At 72.7% G+C, this 18,298-nt stretch carries 15 protein-coding genes; 11 read left to right on the plus strand and 4 right to left on the minus strand.

Features of this window, described 5'->3' with window-relative positions; translation table 11 throughout:
* Positions 1 to 1,426: AMP-binding protein (locus tag ACXVGS_RS16010; RefSeq protein ID WP_458537171.1), on the minus strand; the 1,426-nt coding region annotated here is incomplete at its 3' end.
* 69 nt (positions 1,427 to 1,495) lie between these two features.
* Between ACXVGS_RS16010 and ACXVGS_RS16015 the strand changes: the two genes are divergently transcribed.
* The gene (locus tag ACXVGS_RS16015) at positions 1,496 to 3,784 is read left to right on the plus strand and encodes a helicase-associated domain-containing protein (RefSeq protein WP_458537172.1); all 2,289 of its coding nucleotides are present in this window, start codon (positions 1,496 to 1,498) and stop codon (positions 3,782 to 3,784) included.
* 82 nt (positions 3,785 to 3,866) lie between these two features.
* Here ACXVGS_RS16015 and ACXVGS_RS16020 read toward each other — a convergent pair whose 3' ends face one another.
* Positions 3,867 to 4,634 (minus strand): TrmB family transcriptional regulator, encoded by a 768-nt coding sequence (locus ACXVGS_RS16020; protein WP_458530117.1) that lies wholly within the window; start codon positions 4,632 to 4,634, stop codon positions 3,867 to 3,869.
* 215 nt (positions 4,635 to 4,849) lie between these two features.
* Between ACXVGS_RS16020 and ACXVGS_RS16025 the strand changes: the two genes are divergently transcribed.
* The gene (locus tag ACXVGS_RS16025) at positions 4,850 to 6,457 is read left to right on the plus strand and encodes a hypothetical protein (protein WP_458533468.1); all 1,608 of its coding nucleotides are present in this window, start codon (positions 4,850 to 4,852) and stop codon (positions 6,455 to 6,457) included.
* Positions 6,458 to 6,543: 86 nt separating this feature from the next.
* Here the strand turns inward: ACXVGS_RS16025 and ACXVGS_RS16030 are convergent, their stop codons facing one another.
* The gene (locus tag ACXVGS_RS16030; protein ID WP_458537173.1) at positions 6,544 to 7,479 is read right to left on the minus strand and encodes a hydroxymethylglutaryl-CoA lyase; all 936 of its coding nucleotides are present in this window, start codon (positions 7,477 to 7,479) and stop codon (positions 6,544 to 6,546) included.
* Positions 7,480 to 7,562: 83 nt separating this feature from the next.
* On the opposite strand from ACXVGS_RS16030, the gene ACXVGS_RS16035 reads away from it, so the two are divergent.
* From ACXVGS_RS16035 to ACXVGS_RS16070, 8 genes are all read left to right on the plus strand, one after another.
* Positions 7,563 to 8,270, plus strand: coding sequence for a hypothetical protein (locus ACXVGS_RS16035; protein WP_458532366.1), 708 nt, complete (start codon positions 7,563 to 7,565; stop codon positions 8,268 to 8,270).
* Between the two features lie 51 nt (positions 8,271 to 8,321).
* The gene (locus tag ACXVGS_RS16040) at positions 8,322 to 9,974 is read left to right on the plus strand and encodes a DNA repair helicase XPB (protein WP_458530113.1); all 1,653 of its coding nucleotides are present in this window, start codon (positions 8,322 to 8,324) and stop codon (positions 9,972 to 9,974) included.
* Between the two features lie 39 nt (positions 9,975 to 10,013).
* Positions 10,014 to 10,694: an HAD family hydrolase gene (locus tag ACXVGS_RS16045; protein ID WP_458532666.1), complete on the plus strand. Its 681-nt coding sequence runs from the start codon at positions 10,014 to 10,016 to the stop codon at positions 10,692 to 10,694.
* 60 nt (positions 10,695 to 10,754) lie between these two features.
* A complete protein-coding gene (locus ACXVGS_RS16050) occupies positions 10,755 to 11,462 on the plus strand; it encodes a response regulator transcription factor (RefSeq protein ID WP_458532665.1) in 708 nt (235 codons plus the stop codon).
* A complete protein-coding gene (locus tag ACXVGS_RS16055) occupies positions 11,459 to 12,952 on the plus strand; it encodes a sensor histidine kinase (RefSeq protein ID WP_458532664.1) in 1,494 nt (497 codons plus the stop codon). The genes ACXVGS_RS16050 and ACXVGS_RS16055 overlap by 4 nt, the downstream gene beginning before the upstream one ends.
* 51 nt (positions 12,953 to 13,003) lie before the next feature.
* A complete protein-coding gene (locus ACXVGS_RS16060; RefSeq protein WP_458537174.1) occupies positions 13,004 to 14,287 on the plus strand; it encodes a S1C family serine protease in 1,284 nt (427 codons plus the stop codon).
* Positions 14,288 to 14,403: 116 nt separating this feature from the next.
* A complete protein-coding gene (locus tag ACXVGS_RS16065) occupies positions 14,404 to 16,443 on the plus strand; it encodes a HelD family protein (RefSeq protein WP_458534973.1) in 2,040 nt (679 codons plus the stop codon).
* A 13-nt stretch (positions 16,444 to 16,456) separates the two neighbouring features.
* Complete coding sequence (locus ACXVGS_RS16070) at positions 16,457 to 17,107, plus strand: HD domain-containing protein (RefSeq protein ID WP_458530107.1); 651 nt, start codon at positions 16,457 to 16,459, stop codon at positions 17,105 to 17,107.
* A gap of 9 nt (positions 17,108 to 17,116) precedes the next feature.
* On the opposite strand, the gene ACXVGS_RS16075 is transcribed toward ACXVGS_RS16070, so the two are convergent.
* On the minus strand, positions 17,117 to 17,893 hold the full coding sequence (locus ACXVGS_RS16075) for a DUF4031 domain-containing protein (RefSeq protein WP_458530106.1): 777 nt from the start codon (positions 17,891 to 17,893) through the stop codon (positions 17,117 to 17,119).
* Between the two features lie 121 nt (positions 17,894 to 18,014).
* Between ACXVGS_RS16075 and ACXVGS_RS16080 the strand changes: the two genes are divergently transcribed.
* On the plus strand, positions 18,015 to 18,298 hold a 284-nt coding region (locus ACXVGS_RS16080; RefSeq protein WP_458537175.1), incomplete at its 3' end, for a WXG100 family type VII secretion target.

Here is an 18,298-nt window from a genome sequence, read left to right on the forward strand (position 1 = left end):
CGCCGTACTTCGCGTCGGGCACCCCGATGACCTGCACGTCGGCGATCGCCGGGTGGGTGTAGAGGAACTCCTCGACCTCGCGGGGGTACACGTTCTCGCCGCCGCGGATGACCATGTCCTTGATCCGGCCGACGATGGACAGGTATCCCGCGTCGTCCATCGTGGCCAGGTCACCGGTGTGCATCCAGCGGGCCGCGTCGATGGCCTCGGCGGTCTTGTCGGCCTGCTCCCAGTAGCCGAGCATCACCGAGTAGCCGCGGGTGCACAGCTCCCCGGGCTCGCCCCGCGGCACCGTCCGGCGGGTGACCGGGTCGACGACCTTGACCTCGAGGTGCGGCATGACCCGCCCGACCGTCTCGGTGCGCCGGGCCAGGTCGTCGTCGACCCGGGTCATCGTCGACACCGGTGAGGTCTCGGTCATGCCGTAGCAGATGGCCACCTCGGACATGTGCATCTCGGCGATGACCCGCTTCATCACCTCGACCGGGCACGGCGAGCCGGCCATGATCCCGGTGCGCAGGGTGGACAGGTCGTAGGAGCCGAAGTCGGCCAGGCCGAGCTCGGCGATGAACATCGTGGGCACGCCGTAGAGGGACGTGCAGCGTTCTGCCTCAACGGCTTTCAGCGTCGCGGCGGGGTCGAAGGACGGCGCCGGGATGACCATGCAGGCGCCGTGCGAGGTGGCCGCCAGGTTGCCCATGACCATGCCGAAGCAGTGGTAGAAGGGCACCGGCAGGCAGACCCGGTCGGCCTCGGTGTAGCCGACCAGCTCCCCGACGAAGTTGCCGTTGTTGAGGATGTTGTGGTGGCTGAGGGTGGCACCCTTGGGGAAGCCGGTGGTGCCGCTCGTGTACTGGATGTTGATGGGGTCGTCGGCGCCCAGGCCGGCCATCCGCTCCGCGAGCGCCTCCGGCCCCACGGACGACCCCGCGTCCACGAGGTCGTGCCAGGATCCCTCGCCGATGTAGACGACCTCGCCCAGCTCGGGGCAGTCCCCGCGGACCTCCTCGACCATGCCGCGGTAGTCGGAGGTCTTGTGCGCCACCGCGCTGACGAGCATGCGCATGCCCGACTGCTTGACGACATAGGCCAGCTCATGGCTGCGGTAGGCGGGGTTGACGTTGACCAGCACCGCGCCGACCTTGGCCGTGGCGTACTGCAGCAGCGTCCACTCCGCGCAGTTCGGCGACCAGATGCCGACGCGGTCACCGGCCGCGATGCCCCGCCCCAGCAGGCCGCGCGCGAGCTCGTCGACCGCGGCGTCGAGCTCGCGGTAGGTCCAGCGCCGCCCGCTCGGGAGGTCGACCAGCGCGTCGCGGTCCCCGAACCGCGCGACGGTCCGCGCGAGGTTGTCACCGATGGTGTCGCCGAGCAGCGCTGTCTGCGAGGTGCCGGAGCTGTAGGACAGGGCCTCGGGTGTGGTCACGGGCCCATCCTCATGGCGCCTCCGTGCGGCGGCAAGGGCAACGTGCCGGAGCCGATTACCGTATGCCGTGTGCCCGCCTCCCAGCCCCGCGCCGGCTCCCGCGCGCGCAGCCTGGCCGAGGACGTCCGTGGGCGCTCCGACGCCCAGCTGCGGGCCCTGATCTCCCGGCGCCCCGACCTGGCCCGCCCTGCCCCGGCGGACCTGACCTCCCTGGCCGCCCGGGCCTCGACCCGGGCCTCGGTGCAGCGGGCGCTGGACGGCCTCGACCGCGGCGGTCTGCAGGTGCTCGAGGCACTGGTGGTGGCCGGGGACCCGGTCGACACCGACCTGGCCGCCTCGCTGCTGGGGCTGGGCCCACGGGTCCTGCTCCGGCACGTCGAGCCGCTGTGGGAGCGGGCACTGGTCTGGCGCGGTGTCGACGGCTGGCACGTGGTTCGGACCGTCACCGACGTCATGGGCCCCTACCCCGCGGGGCTCGGCCCGTCGCTGGCCGACCAGCGCGGCGCGCTGCCCGAGGAGCTCGCCACCCCTGAGGCGCTGGCCGTGACCCTCGACGAGGCCCCGCCGGACGCGCGGGCGGTGCTGGACCGGCTCGCCTGGGGTCCACCCATCGGCGTGCTGAGTCCCTCCGGCCCGATGTCCTTCGCCGGAAGGTGGCTGCTGACCCACCACCTGCTGACCGCGATGTCGAGCGACCAGGTCTGCCTGCCCCGCGAGGTGGCCCTGCACCTGCGCGGCGGGCGGCTGCACCGTGACCTCGCCCTCGAGCCGGCGCCCCTCACGACCACGACCCACACCGCTGCCTCGGTCGACGCCGCGGCCGGGGGGCAGGCCTCGGACCTGCTCGGGCTCGTCGACGAGCTCGCCGCCGACTGGGGTCCGCGCCCGCCGCGGGTGCTGCGCGCCGGCGGCCTGTCGGTGCGCGACCTGCGCCGCGTCGGCAGCACCCTCGACGTCGACCCCGACCGTGCTGCCTTCCTCGTGGAGGCGGCCTTCGCCGCGGGCCTGGTGGCCGACGACGGCGCCCTCGAGCCGGTCTGGGCCCCGACGCCCGCCTATGACGAGTGGCAGCAGCGCCCCTCCGCCGAGCGCTGGGTGCAGCTCGCCACGGCCTGGCTGGCGACCGGCCGGGCGCCGCACCTGGTCGGCGGGCAGGCCCCCGGCGGGGGCACCGTCAATGCCCTGAGCTCCGACGTGCTCTGGCCGATGTGTCGCCAGCTGCGCTGGGACGTCCTGCGCGAGCTGGATGCCCTGCCGGTCGGGGAGGCCCCGGACCGGGCCAGCCTCACCGCCCGGATCGGGTGGCGCCGGCCGCTGCGCACTCCCGCCAACGTGGACGCCGTGGTGGCCGCGGTGCTGCGCGAGGCGGAGTGGCTCGGGGTGACCGGCCGCGGTGCGCTCGGCGCGGCCGGCCGCGCCCTGGTCGCGGGGGACGACGACGCCGCGGCCGTCGCCATGGCCGGCGACCTGCCGGCGCCGGTGGAGCACGTGCTGCTGCAGGCCGACCTGACCGCCGTCGCGCCGGGCCGGCTCGAAGGGCGGCTGGCGCAGTTCATGCGGATGGTCGCCGACGTGGAGTCCCGTGGCGGCGCCACCGTGCACCGGTTCTCCGCCGGCAGCGTGCGCCGGGCGCTGGATGCGGGATGGACCAGCGCGCAGGTGCTGTCGATGCTGCAGGACTCCAGCACCACCCCGGTCCCGCAGCCGCTGGCCTACCTCGTCGGCGACGTGGCCCGCCGGCACGGCCAGACCAGGGTGGGCTCGGCCTCGACCTATGTGCGCAGCGACGACGAGGCGGTGCTCGACACGATGGTCGCCGAGAGGGCCGTCGCCCCGCTGCAGCTGCGCCGGATCGCGCCGACCGTCCTCGTCTCCCCCGTCGACTCGGTCACGGTGCTGGAGATGTTGCGGGACAACGGGTTCGCCCCGGTCGCCGAGACGATGGACGGCGGCGTGGTGGTCCCGCCCACCTCCCACCACCGAACGCCGGCCCGGCGCCAGCCGGCCACGCCCACGGCCGTGCAGCAGGTCGACGACGAGCTCGCCGATGCCCTCGTCTCCGCCTTGCGGGCCGGCGAGGAGTCGGCGGACTTCGAGCGGGCCCGTCAGGACCAACAGCCGGGCGGCCGCGGCCCGTTGCCCTCCACGGACCCGACGGTGACCCTGGCCCTGCTCCGTGAGGCGGCCGTCGAGCGCGACGGGGTGTGGATCGGCTATGCCGACGCCGAGGGCCGCGCCACGCGGATCCTGTTCTACCCCAGGCGCATCGAGGGCGGCCGTGCCTACGGCACCGTCGAGGGCTCCAACGTCGAGCGTGCCTTCTCCATCCACCGGGTCACCGGCGCCGCTCCCGCCTGACTGCCCTGTTTGCGCAGGTTGTTGCCGCTCGGCAGCACGAATCCGACCTGTCCAGCGGCACTACCTTGCGCAAAGTGGGGTCTCACGCCTGCTGCGTGGCGCGCTCCCATGCCTCGTCGAAGGTGACCTGCAGGCTCGCCGCCATGGCCTCGTGCTCGACCACCAGGTCCGTGGCGCCGGCCGCGGAGGTGAGGCGCACCAGCACGGCCAGCCGGTCGGCCAGGACCAGGCCCATCCCGGCGTGGTCGGTGCTGCGCACCTGCGCCCCGGCGTCGCGGAGCCCACCCAGGTGCTCGACCGGCCCCTGGACCAGCAGCCGCACCAGCCCACCGCCCTCGTGCAGCCGTGCGACCGCGACCGCGTCGGGCAGCAGCCAGCCCTCCTGCGCCGGGACGAGGACGCACAGCTCCGCCCGGGCCGAGTCGACCAGCTCGCGGGTGCGCCCGGCGGCCAGCGCGGCCTCGCGCAGCACCTCCGCACGCACCGGTTCCTCCGACTCGCCCTGGCCGCGCTCCCACGCCTGGCGCAGCGTGAGCGCCAGGTCCCGGGAGCGGGTGCTGAGCTCGTCGAGCTCCTCGCGCTGCACGGCGATGAGTCGCTGGATGGCGGTTTCCGGGTCGGTGGCGCTGTAGCGGGTGACCCGGCCGGGGCGGTCGCGGGCCAGGCCACGCTGCATGAGGCGCGAGAGCACGTCGTAGATGCGCTGCCGGGGGATCCCGGCCTGGGAGGCCAGGTCGGAGGCCGCCCAGCTCTCCCGCAGCACCAACGCCAGGTAGGCCTTGGCCTCGTACGTGTTCAGGCCCAGCGCGACCATCCGGTGCAGGTGGAGGTGGAGGCTGGGGTCTGGCATGGCGCCAACCGTAATGCCCACGGGCCCGTCGCGGGGCCCGACCCGGCCGGGCAGGGAAGGTTCACCTTGCCTGCCGAATCCGGGCACACGGCATACGAATCCGGAACCTTCGCGAGGGGAGTGCCATGCATCTAGGTCAATACGTTTCCGCTCGCTGCCACCACCAACCGGTGGTGACTACCCCTCCTTGCACCACTTCCGCGAGAGGAACACCGATGTCGCTGTCTCTCAGATCAGGTCGGGCCAGTGCGCTGGCCGGCCTGACCGGCCTCGCCCTCAGCGTCGCCGCAGGCCTGGCCGCATCCCCGGCCGTCGCCGCCCCGGGCGGTAACCCGTCCAACCCCTACTCCCCTGCGGCCGGCCACAGCTACCGCCACGGCGTGACCCCCACCCGTGAGCAGCAGCAGAAGATGAACGGCTGGGCCAAGCAGCACGCCCCGCAGGGCGCCACGGCGGCCACCGGCCCGCAGACCCTTGCCTACGGCGGTGGGGTCGACGGCATCGGCGTCACCAGCGGCACGCCCAAGGTCTACCTGGTCTTCTGGGGCACCCAGTGGGGCACCCAGGGCACCGACGGGAGCGGCAACCTGACGTTCTCCAGCGACACCGCCGGCGGTGCGCCCAAGCTGCAGAACATGTTCAAGGGCCTGGGCACCGGCGGCGAGGGCTGGTCCGGGGTCATGACGCAGTACTGCGACGGGCCGCTGGTCACCACCGGCTCCACCACCTGCCCCTCGGGCGCCCCGCACGTCGGCTACCCGACCGGCGGCGCCCTCGCCGGAGTCTGGTACGACAACAGCGCCGCCGAGCCGAGCGCCGCCACCGGCGCGCAGCTGGGCACCGAGGCGGTCAAGGCCGCCGGGCACTTCGGCAACACCTCCGCCGCATCGAACCGGTACGCGCAGTACGTCATCCTCTCGGCCAAGGGCCTCAACCCGGACAACTACAAGACCGGCGGCTTCTGCGCCTGGCACGACTGGAACGGCGACGTGGGGGTCTCCTCCTCCTACGGCGACATCGCCTTCACCAACATGCCCTACGTCATGGACCAGGGCGCCAGCTGCGGCCAGAACTTCGTCAACAGCTCGGGCACGCTCGACGGCTACACGATGGTCGAGGGCCACGAGTACGCCGAGACGATCTCCGACCAGAACCCGGCCGGCGGCTGGACCAACCAGGTCAGCGGCAGCAGCTACAACGGCCAGGAGAACGCCGACGAGTGCGCCTGGATCTCCAGCGGCCAGGGCGCCTCGGCCAACGTGACCATGGGCAACGGCACCTACGCGATGCAGAGCACCTGGTCCAACGACACCAACCGCTGCGACATCACGCACACCACGGTCACCGGTGGTGGCGGCGGTGGCGGCGGCTGCACCGGCCAGCTCTTCGCCAACCCCGGCTTCGAGTCCGGCAACGTCTCGTGGAGCGCGTCCAGCGGCGTCATCGCCCAGAACGGCACCTCCGAGCCCGCCCGCACCGGCACGTGGGACGCGTGGATGGACGGCTACGGCAGCACCCACACCGACACCGTCTCGCAGTCGGTGACCATCCCGGCCGGCTGTCACGCCACGCTCAGCTTCTACGTCCACATCGACACCGCTGAGACGACCACCACCACGGCGTACGACAAGCTGACCGTCAAGGCCGGCTCCACCACGCTGACCACGCTGTCCAACCTCAACAAGAACACCGGCTACGCGCTGAAGTCCTTCGACGTGTCCTCCCTGGCCGGCCAGACGGTGAGCGTCAGCTTCACCGGCGCCGAGGACTCCTCGGCGCAGACCTCGTTCGTCCTCGACGACACGGCGGTCACCCTGTCCTGACACCAGGGCACCGGCAGGTATGCCGAGGGGCGGGCACCGAGGGTGCCCGCCCCTTGCCGCGTTGTCACGGTCGCGCCCGGAGCGCCTCAGTCCGAGCCGGCGAGGGCCTTGACCACCCGGGACGGGGAGGGACGGCCGAGCTGTCCGGCCATCCACGTGCTCGTCGACACCAGGGCCTCGAGGTCGACCCCGGTCTCGATGCCGAGGCCGTCCAGGGCCCACACCAGGTCCTCGGTGGCGAGGTTGCCGGTGGCGCTCTTCGCGTAGGGACAGCCGCCCAGGCCGCCGGTGGAGGCGTCGACCACGGTCACGCCGTGGCGCAGCGCGGCGATGGTGTTGGCCAGCGCCTGGCCGTAGGTGTCGTGGAAGTGCACGCCGATGCGGTCGGCGCCGATCCCCTTGACTTCCAGCGCATCCAGCAGTCGCTGAACGTGTCCGGTGGTCCCGACCCCGATGGTGTCGCCCAGGCTGAGCTGGTCGCACCCGAGGTCCATCAGGCGCTGCGCCACGTCGACCACCTGAGCGATCGGCACCTCGCCCTCCCACGGGTCGCCGAAGCACATCGACACGTAGGCGCGCACCCACGCCCCCTCGGCCCGGGCACGCTCGACCACCGGGGCGAACATCGTGACCGACTCGGCCACCGTCCGGTTGAGGTTCTTGCGCGCGAACGTCTCCGTGGCGCTGCCGAAGATGGCGACCGCCTCGACGCCGAGGGCCAGCGCGCGGTCCAGGCCATGCTCGTTGGGCACCAGCACCGGGCGCGTCCGGCCGCGGCCGGCGTCGCCGAGCAGGCCGAGCAGCTCCTCGGCGTCGGCCAGCTGAGGCACCCACTTCGCGGGGACGAACGACGTCGTCTCGACCGTGGTCAGCCCCGCGGCCAGCAGGCGCCGGACGAACTCGGCCTTGACCTCGACCGGCACCACGGCCTTCTCGTTCTGCAGCCCGTCGCGCGGGCCGACCTCGTAGATGGTGACCTGGCGGGGCAGGCCGTCCACCGTCTCCCGCTGCGGTCGTCGCACGAGCACCTCCGGTCCAGGTCCACGGTTGGTAGGTTGAGCAGCCTAGGCCCGTGGGAGGGCCACCGTGAAAGGCACGAGGACTGATGAGCGACTCCACCACGCCCCGCGACGACGAGAACCCGTCGGAACCCACCGCACCGCTCTGGGCCGATCCGACCGCTCCCCTGTCCCAGGAGCCCACCTCCGGTGCCGGGTCCGAGCCGGGCCGCGAGACTCCTGCCGAGCAGCCGGCGGCCCCGGAGGGGCCGGCCGCTCCGACGCCTCCCCCCGCGATGCCGCCGGCACCCCCGAGCCAGGGCACGGCATACCCCTATGGGCAGCAGCCGGGTCAGGGCCAGTCGCCCTACGCGCCCCCGCAGCCGGGTCAGCCCTCCCCCTACCCGCCGCAGCAGGGACAGGCGCCCTACCCGCCGCAGCAGGCCTACGGCCAGCAGGCTCCTTACGGCCAGCAGCCGTACTGGACCCAGCACGGCCAGCAGCCTCCGGGCACCCCGGGCTACTACCAGAACCCCGCCGCCTCCCCGAGCAACACCTCGGGGATCGTGCTGGTGATCATCTCGGCCCTGGCCACGCTGAGCACCTGCGTCATCGGCATCCCGAGCCTGGTCCTCGGGATCATGGCGCTCAACTCCAACGCCACCGACCCCGTCGGCTCACGCCGGAAGTCCCGCACCGGCTGGATCGTCTTCGGCATCAACGTCGCCGTCGTCGTCCTGCTCGTGGCGGTCTTCATCACCATCGCCATCGTCGCCGGCCACAACAACAGCAACAGCTTCGACGGCACCTACTGACGCGGACGCGGCCGGGAACACCCCTGTCCCCGGCCGTGTTCCCACCAGACCATGTCTGACGGCCCCCTCATCGTCCAGAGCGACAAGACCCTCCTGCTCGAGGTCGACCACCCGCGCGCCGAGGAGGCCCGCCGGGCGATCGCCCCGTTCGCCGAGCTCGAGCGCGCCCCCGAGCACGTCCACACCTACCGGCTGACGCCGCTGGGGCTGTGGAACGCCCGCGCCGCCGGCCACGACGCCGAGCAGGTCGTCAACGCGCTGATCACGCACAGCCGGTATGCCGTGCCGCACGCCCTGCTCGTGGACGTCGCCGACACGATGGACCGCTACGGCCGGCTGCGGCTGGAGAAGGACGGCGAGCGCCTCGTGCTGCACAGCACGGACCGCCCGGTGCTCGAGGAAGTGCTGCGGCACAAGAAGATCCAGCCCCTGCTCGGCGAACGCCTCGATGACGCGACGGTGGCCGTGCACCCCTCCGAGCGGGGACACCTGAAGCAGCAGCTGCTGAAGGTGGGCTGGCCGGCCGAGGACCTCGCCGGATACGTCGACGGTGAGGCCCACCCGATCGCCCTCGCCGAGGACGGGTGGGCGCTGCGGCCCTACCAGGAGCAGGCGGTCAACGGCTTCTGGCACGGTGGATCCGGCGTCGTGGTGCTGCCGTGCGGCGCGGGCAAGACCCTCGTCGGCGCCGGCGCGATGGCGCAGGCCAAGGCCACGACGCTGATCCTGGTGACCAACACCGTCTCCGCCCGCCAGTGGCGCGACGAGCTCGTCCGCCGCACCAGCCTGACCGAGGACGAGATCGGGGAGTACTCCGGCGCCCGCAAGGAGATCCGCCCGGTCACCATCGCGACCTACCAGGTGCTGACGACCAAGCGGAAGGGCGTCTACCCGCACCTGGACCTGCTCGACGCCCGCGACTGGGGCCTGATCGTCTACGACGAGGTCCACCTGCTCCCGGCCCCGATCTTCCGCATGACCGCCGACCTGCAGGCCCGGCGGAGGCTCGGGCTCACCGCCACCCTCGTGCGTGAGGATGGCCGCGAGGCCGATGTGTTCAGCCTGATCGGGCCCAAGCGCTTCGACGCGCCGTGGAAGGACATCGAGGCCCAGGGCTACATCGCCCCGGCGGACTGCGTCGAGGTGCGGGTCACCCTGCCCGACGGCGAGCGCATGACCTATGCCATGGCCGAGGCCGAGGAGCGCTACCGGCTCGCGTCGTGCTCCACCACCAAGGACCGCGTGGTCGCCTCCCTCGTGGAGAAGCACCGCGGGGAGCCGACGCTGGTCATCGGCCAGTACCTCGACCAGCTCGAGTCCCTGGCCGAGCGGCTCGACGCCCCGGTGATCACCGGTGAGACGTCGGTGACGGTGCGACAGAAGCTGTTCCAGCAGTTCCGTACCGGCGAGATCGGCCTGCTCGTGGTCTCCAAGGTCGCCAACTTCTCCATCGACCTGCCCGAGGCCAGCATCGCCATCCAGGTCTCCGGCACCTTCGGCTCCCGCCAGGAGGAGGCTCAGCGCCTCGGCCGGGTCCTGCGCCCCAAGGGCGACGGGCGCACCGCGCACTTCTACACCGTGGTCTCCCGCGACACCGTGGACGCCGACTTCGCGGCGCACCGGCAGCGGTTCCTGGCCGAGCAGGGCTACGCCTACCGGATCGTCGACGCCGACGACGTGCTCGCGGAGGGCGACCCCGCCTGAGCGGTCGCGGGGCTGCACCGCCCCTGTCAGGGTGGGGCCATGGCTGAGGCTCCCCGTGCAGACACCGTGCTCCTCGACGTCGACGGCACGCTGATGGACACGACCTATCACCACGCCATTGCCTGGCACCGGGCGTTCCGGTCGTGCGGCGTGGACGTGCCGATCTGGCGGGTGCACCGGGCCATCGGGATGGGCGGGGACCGGCTGGTCGCCGAGGTCGCCGGTGATGATGTCGAAGAGCGGCTCGGCGACGAGCTGCGGCAGGTCTGGGAGCGGGAGTACGAGCCGTTGCGCGCCGAGGTCGCGCCGCTGCCCCACGCGCACGACCTCATCGCCCGACTCAAGGACACCGGCTTTCGTGTCGCCCTGGCGTCTTCGGGCAAGCCGGACCACACCCGCCAGGCTGTGTCACTGCTGGAGGCGGAGGACCTGCTCGACGCCGTGACCACCGCCGAGGACGCGCAGGAGTCCAAGCCGGCGGCTGACATCCTCCAGGTCGCTCTGCGCGAGGCGGGCGGTAGGCACGCCATCATGGTCGGCGACTCCCCCTACGACGTCGAGGCCGCGGCCCGGATCGGTGCCCCGTGCGTGGCGGTCCGGACGGGAGGCTTCGGGGTCGACGAGCTCACCGGGGCCGGCGCGGTGCTGGTCGTCGACGGCCCGGGCGACCTGCTGGACGCCGACTGGTCCGCCCTGGCCATCAGCCGGCCTCGCGGCTGACTCAAACTTACGCAGGGAGTTCCCAGCGAACTCTCAGGCTAGACGGACACACTCGTGGTCGTGACGACCACGACTCCTGAGGCGCGCCTGCTCGTCGTCGAGGACGAGCCCAACATCCGCGAGCTGCTGGCCACGTCGCTGCGCTTCGCCGGCTTCGAGGTCCACGTGGCCGGCGACGGCGCCACGGCGATCCGCCAGGCCAGCGAGCACTCCCCCGACCTCGTCGTGCTCGACGTGATGCTGCCCGACATGGACGGCTTCACCGTCACCCGCAAGCTGCGCGACTCCGGCCGGCTGCTGCCGATCGTGTTCGTCACCGCCCGCGACTCCCTGGACGACAAGGTCAAGGGGCTGACCGTCGGCGGGGACGACTACGTCACCAAGCCGTTCAGCCTGGAGGAGGTCGTCGCCCGGATCCGCGCGGTGCTGCGCCGTACCCGCGGCGAGGTGGCCGAGGACGCGACGCTGCACTTCCACGACCTCGAGCTCGACGAGGACTCCCACGAGGTGCGCCGGGGCACGAGGGTCATCGACGTCTCGCCGACCGAGTTCAAGCTCCTGCGCTACCTCATGCTCAACCCCAACCGGGTGCTGTCCAAGGCGCAGATCCTCGACCACGTCTGGGACTACGACTTCCGTGGCGAGTCCGGGATCGTCGAGTCCTACATCTCCTACCTTCGGCGCAAGGTCGACGCGGACGAGCCCGCCCTGATCCACACCAAGCGGGGTGTCGGCTACGTGCTGCGCCTGCCACCCGAGTCCGCATGACGGGTGAGCAGGCGCGTGCGCACCGCCGACAGGTGGAGCGGCTCGCCAGGCCGTTCGAGGCCCTGCCGCTGCGGGTGCGCCTCGTCGCCGTGGTGCTCATCCTGCTGTTCGTGTCCCTGACGCTCACCGGTGTCACGGCGTTGTTCCTCATGCGCCGGTCGCTGATGACGGCGGTCGACGCGGACCTGCGGACCGCGGCCGGCCCGACGATCAGCCAGGTGGCGCGCACCCTCGACAGCCGACGGGGCATCCCCACCAACTACGCCACGCGGTTCATCTTCCCCACCGACGGGACGGTCATCTCCGGCCCACCGTCCACGGCCGAGGCCAGGCAGCACCCGCGGGTGCCGAAGCTGACCCTGGCCGACAGCCGGGTCCGCACGCACGCCCCGTTCACCGTCTCCTCGACCGACGGCGACGGGCGCTGGCGCATGGTGGCCGGCGCCGGCATCACCACCGACGGCGAGGCGGTCATCTACGCGATCGCCGTGCCGCTGTTCGACGTCGACGCCTCGATCACGGACATGAAGGAGTCGCTGCTCGTGATCGGCCTCGGGGTCATGCTGGCGTGTGCGCTCATCGGCTGGTTCGCCGTGCGCCGGGCGTTCCGCCCGCTGACCCAGATCGAGGACACCGCCGCGGCCATCGCCGGCGGGGACCTGACACGACGCGTCCCCGAGCGGACAGCCAAGGACGAGGTCACCAGCCTGTCCCGCTCGCTCAACGCCATGCTCGCCCAGATCGAGCAGAGCTTCGCGGTGCGGGAGGCCTCCGAGGAGCGGATGCGCCAGTTCGTCGCCGACGCCTCGCACGAGCTGCGCACCCCGCTGGCGGCCGTCCGCGGATACGCCGAGCTGTTCCGCCAGGGCGCGGTGACCAAACCCGAGGACGTCGCCACCGCGATGCGCCGGATCGAGGACGAGGCCAAGCGGATGGGCGTGCTCGTCGACGACCTGCTGCTGCTGGCCCGCCTCGACGACGAGCGGCCGATGACCTTCGCCCCCATCGACCTGACGGTGCTCGCCGCGGACGCCGTGCAGGACGCGAAGGCCCTGGACCCGAGCCGGGCGATCACGTTGCACGGCCTGGGCGGCGAGCTGCAGCCCACCACTGTCGAGGGCGACGAGGCCCGGCTGCGCCAGGTGCTGACCAACCTCGTCGGCAACGCCGTGAACCACACCCCGCCGGGCACCCCGCTGGAGGTCGCCGTGGGCTCCCGGGACAGCGGGCGGGCACTGCTGGAGGTGCGCGACCACGGCCGCGGCGTGGACCCCGCCGCGGCACGGCTCGTGTTCGAGCGGTTCTACCGGGCCGACCCCTCCCGCATGCGCGGCCACGGTGGCGGCAACGGCCTGGGCCTGGCCATCGTGGCGGCCATCGTCAACGCCCACCACGGCAAGGTCGGCGTCGCCCAGACGCCCGGCGGCGGCGCCACCTTCGTCGTGGACCTGCCCACAGCAAACTCCCAGACAGCATCCAGCAAGGGTTGACCTCGCCGGGGTTGAGTTGGCCCCATCAAGCCCCGCTAAGGAGTGACCACCATGACGTACGGACCAGTGCCCCCCGCCTCGGAGCCGCAGCCGACGCAGCCCCTCTGGTACGGCGAGCACACCGCTGGGCCGTCGCAGCCGGGGGCTCCCCAGAACGCGGCCGAGCCGCCCCCGCCGGTCTGGACCAAGGCCGGGGCCGACCGTGACCGGCGGCCGCGCCGCCTCGTCGAGCTCGTCTCGGTCGCGGTCCTCGCCAGCGGCACGACGTACGCCGTGACCCACACGGACACCGCCACGGCCACCACCTCGACCAGCTCCCTCGGCGCCTCGCAGTCGGCGCCGGTCGTGCAGGCCAACCCGTCGTCCCCCGACTGGGCGGCCACCTCCGGGGTGGTCGTGCCGAGCGTCGTCTCCATCTCGATCGACAGCCAGCAGGGCAGCGCCAAGGGCTCCGGCGTGGTCATCGACAAGTCCGGCCACGTCGTGACGAACAACCACGTCGTCAGCGGCCTGGGCCAGGGCAGCCAGATCACGGTGACCCTGAACGACCAGCGGAGCTACTCCGCCAGCGTCGTGGGCACCGACCCCGCCACCGACCTGGCCGTGATCAAGCTGGACAACGCCCCCAGCGACCTCAAACCGATCGCGTTCGGTGACGCCACCCGGCTGACGGTCGGCGAGCCGGTCATGGCGGTCGGCAACCCGCTCGGCCTCGCCGGCACGGTCACCACAGGCATCGTCAGTGCCCTGAACCGGCCGGTGACCACCGAAGACTCCTCCGGCGGTGACCAGCTCGGGCAGTCCACCGGCGAGCCGGTCGTGACCAACGCGATCCAGACGAGCGCGGCGATCAACCCGGGCAACAGCGGCGGCGCCCTCGTCAACGCCGGCGGCCAGCTGGTCGGGATCAACTCCTCGATCGCCTCGGTCTCCGGTTCCTCCTCGGGCGGCCAGAGCGGCAACATCGGCATCGGCTTCGCGATCCCGGTCAACGAGGTCAAGGCCATCGCCGAGCAGCTGATCCAGACCGGCAAGGCCCAGCACGCCTACCTGGGGGTCAGCTCGCGCGACGCCACGGTGACCGACGGCTCCGCCAAGCGGTCGGCCGCCCAGATCGGCCAGGTCGTCTCCGGCACCCCGGCGGCGGACGCCGGCCTGAAGACCGGTGACGCGATCATCGCGGTCAACGGCACCCCGGTCTCCAGCGCCGAGTCCCTTGTGGCGCAGATCCGCGAGCGCACCGTCGGCGAGAAGGTCACGCTGACCGTCGTCCGCGACGGCAAGCAGCTGCAGGTCCCGGTCACCCTCGCGGTGCGACCGGACACCAACCAGTAGCCGGTCGGCCGGCGCCGGCCGCCTGTGGCGCCAGGCAAACGGCTACCGACAGACGTCTTCCCCGGGTTAGGCTGCACGGCTCCCCCTGCACCCGCCCGAGGAAGGCGTCTGTCGTCATGTCGGTGTCCCCCGAGCTCCAGCGCGAACGTGACCACCTCGCCCGGGCCCGGGCCGAGCTCGCCCGGATGCGTGAGCGGACCCTCTCCCTCGAGGCCCATGGCGGCGACCGCGTCTCCAGCGAGTTCCTCGCGGCCACCCTGCACCGGCGCGCGGCGTCCCTGGCCGACGACCCCACGTCGACGCTGTTCTTCGGCCGGATCGACCGGGACGCCTCGGCCGACCCGACCAGCGACGACGACGGGATGGAGCGGTGGTACATCGGCCGCCGGCACGTCGCCGACGAGCAGGGCGACCCGGTCGTCATCGACTGGCGCGCCGAGGTGTCGACGGCGTTCTACCGGGCCTCGCGCACCGCGCCGATGGGGGTCACCCTGCGCCGGCGCTTCGGCATCGACCGCGGCAAGCTGACCGCGTACGAGGACGAGCACCTGACCGACCGGGCCGAGCACGAGGTGCGCAGCCAGATCCTGGCCAGCGAGATCGAGCGTCCGCGCGAGGGACCGATGCGCGACATCGTCGCGACCATCCAGCCCGAGCAGGACGAGATCGTCCGCGCCGACGTCGGCACCACGGTCTGCGTCCAGGGGGCGCCGGGCACCGGCAAGACCGCGGTCGGCCTGCACCGTGCCGCCTGGCTGCTCTACGCCTTCCGCGAGCGGCTCGCCCGCACCGGGGTGCTGGTCATCGGCCCCAACCGCGCCTTCCTCGACCACATCGGCGCGGTCCTGCCGGCCCTCGGCGAGGTCGAGGTTCGCCACGCCACCATCGAGGACCTCGTGGCCTCGGTGCCGGTGCGCGGCGCCGACCCGGTCGACACGGCGGTACTCAAGGGCGACCCGCGCATGGCCGAGCTGCTGCGCCGCGCCGTGTGGTCGCACGTGAGTACCCCGCAGGACGCCCTGGTGGTGCCGCGCGGCGCGCGCAAGTGGCGCGTCCCGGCATACGAGGTGGAGGAGATCATCGGCGAGCTGCGTGCCCGCGGGGTGCGCTACGAGGCGGCCCGGCAGATGCTGCCCCAGCGGCTTGCCCACGCCGTCCTGCTGCGCATGGAGGCCGCCGGCGACTCCCCCGACGACCGGGTCCAGGACGCCGTGGCCCGTAGCACCGTGGTCAAGCGGTATGCCGCGCAGGTCTGGCCGGCGCTCGACCCGAAGGCGGTGCTGTTCGACCTGCTGGCCGACGTCGAGGTGCTGTCCCGGCACGCCGAGGACCTGCTCGACCGCGACGAGCTCGAGCTGCTGGTGTGGCCGAAACCGCCGCGTGCCAAGGGTTCGGCGCGCTGGTCGGTGCACGACTGCGTCCTGCTCGACGAGCTGGCCGACCACCTCTCGCGCACCGGAAGCCTGGGGCACGTGGTGCTCGACGAGGCGCAGGACCTGTCCCCGATGCAGCTGCGCGCCGTCGGCCGGCGCTGTTCGACCGGGTCCGCCACGGTGCTCGGGGACATCGCGCAGGGCACCACGCCGTGGGCGACGGACTCGTGGGAGTCCTCCCTGGCGCACCTGGGCAAGCCCGGCGGCCACGTCGAGGTGCTCGATCGCGGGTTCCGCGTGCCGGCCAGCGTCATCGACTACGCGGCGCAGCTGCTGCCGTCGATGGCCCCGGGGCTGGGCGCGCCGAAGTCGGTGCGTGAGAACCCGGGCCGGCTGGACATCACCCGGGTGGCTGCCGGTGAGCTGCTGGACCGCCTGGCCGAGACCGTCGCGGCCATGTCCGCCGAGGCCGGTTCGGTGGGCGTCATCGTGCCCGACGCGGCCCTCGATGAGGCCTCGAAGGTATTGTCCCGCAACGGGATCGAGCACGGGGTGCTGGGCTTCGACCACGGCGACGTCGACCACCAGGTCGACCTCGTGCCGGCCACCGTGGCGAAGGGCCTGGAGTTCGACCGGGTCGTCGTGCTGGAGCCTGCGGCCATCGCGGCCGCGGAGCCTGACCCCCGCACCGGCCTGCGCCGGCTCTACGTCATCCTCACCCGCGCCGTCTCGGCGCTCACCGTGCTGCACGCGCTGGACCTGCCGGACGAGCTCGCCGCCTGACACACTGGCGCCCGTGCCTGCCCTCATCACGTGGTGGACCCTCGACGTCCGCAGCCTCGCCCCGGCCGCCCACAACGACACCGTCACCGCTGTCGGCTCGAGCCTGCTCGCGCGCTGGACCGAGCCAACCCGGCGCTACCACACCACCACGCACCTCGTGGAGATGTTCTGGGCGCTGGAGGACCTCGAGCTGGCCGGCGCCGTCGATGACCGTGGCGGCACCCTCGGCCGGGTCGCCGCCTGGTTCCACGACGCGGTCTACGACCCCCAGGCGGTGCCCGGCGCCAACGAGGCGGCGAGCGCCGACCTGGCCCGGGAGTCGTTGCGGCAGCTGGGTTTCGACGACGACGACCGGCAGACGGTGGCCGCATTGGTGGAGATGACCGCCGGCCACGACCTCGATGGTGACGAGCCCGTCGGTGCGGCGTTCCACGACGCCGACCTGTGGGTGCTCTCCGCCCCCGAGGAGCGGTTCGACGAGTACTGCGCCCAGGTCCGCGAAGAGTACGCCCACGTCGACGAGGACGCCTACCGCGCCGGCCGGGCCGCGATCCTCGAGCCGCTGCTGCACCGGGACCGGATCTACCGCACCACCGCGGCGCTGCGCGAGTGGGAGGCCGCCGCCCGGGTCAACCTCGGCCGCGAGCTGGCCCGCCTGCGCTGAGCCGTCGGCTCACGGCCACAGGTCCCGACGCTCGACCATCGGCCACCAGAACTCTCCCGCGCATCGGCGTTCGAGCTCGGCCTCGTCCACCCACTCGGCCGCGTCGACGTCGTCGAGCTGGGGTTCCACGTCCGGGCGGACCGTGTCGAGCCGGTAGGTGAAGCAGGCGACGTAGTTGCGCCGGTGCGGCCAGCGGTGGGCGCTGGCGTCTCCGTCGATGGTGACCCGCTCGTAGCCGCAGTGCCGCAGGCCGTGCTCCGTGATGACCAGTCCGCTCTCCTCGCGGACCTCGCGCACCGCGCCCGCCCGCACGCTCTCGCCGGGCTCGCGCCCGCCAGCCGGGGCGCCCCAGGCGTCGCGCACCACCGAGTGCACCAGCAGGAAGTCCCCGAGCGCGTCGAGGACGAACACCGCGGCCGCCGCGGTCTGCTGCTCCGGCGGCGGCAGCCGTGAGGCGACGACGTCCAGCCGGTGCGGCAGGTCGAGGGTGGCAATCACGTCGTGGTGCCGGGCCAGCGGCCACTCCCCCTTGCGCTTGGGGAAGCGCAGCCCGCTGTCGCGCAGCCGCCGCGCCAGCTCGGTGCCCGCCACCGGTCGGGCCCCGGCGGCGACCAGCGCGGCATACCGCTCCTCGGGCACGTCGTAGTGGTCCCCCTCGAACCCGCGGCGGGGTATGCCGTGTGCCGCGGCGAAGTCGTGCAGCTCGCCGTAGGAGGTGTCGCTGATGAGGTGGCTCCACAGGCGCCCGTGCGCGGGCCAGCGCGGCGGGTCGATCCAGATCGCCACGGCGCTCCTCCCGTTGTCCCGGGCCGGATGTGGATAACCCCGGGGCGTCCCGCCGCTCAGGTTAGGTTCGCAGGGACGCCGCGGGCCAGCCGGGCCCCGGGAGGACAGGGGGATGGCAACCATGAGCAGTCAGTTCAGCGTGGACACCGAGCGGATCGCGGCCGCCTCGAGCGACATCAAGCGGATCTCCGGCGAGGTCGACGCGCAGGTCGCGGCGATGATGAGCCGGCTCACCGGCCTGCAGGACGCCTGGCAGGGGTCGGCCTCGCAGCGGTTCCAGGGCGTGGTCACCGAGTGGCGGGCCACCCAGCTGCGGGTGCGCGAGTCGCTCGACCACATCAGCCAGGCGCTGGCCCAGGCGGGCAGCTCCTACAACCAGGCCGAGGAGCAGAACACCGCGATGTT

It is taken from the genome of Oryzihumus sp. (assembly GCF_054325275.1).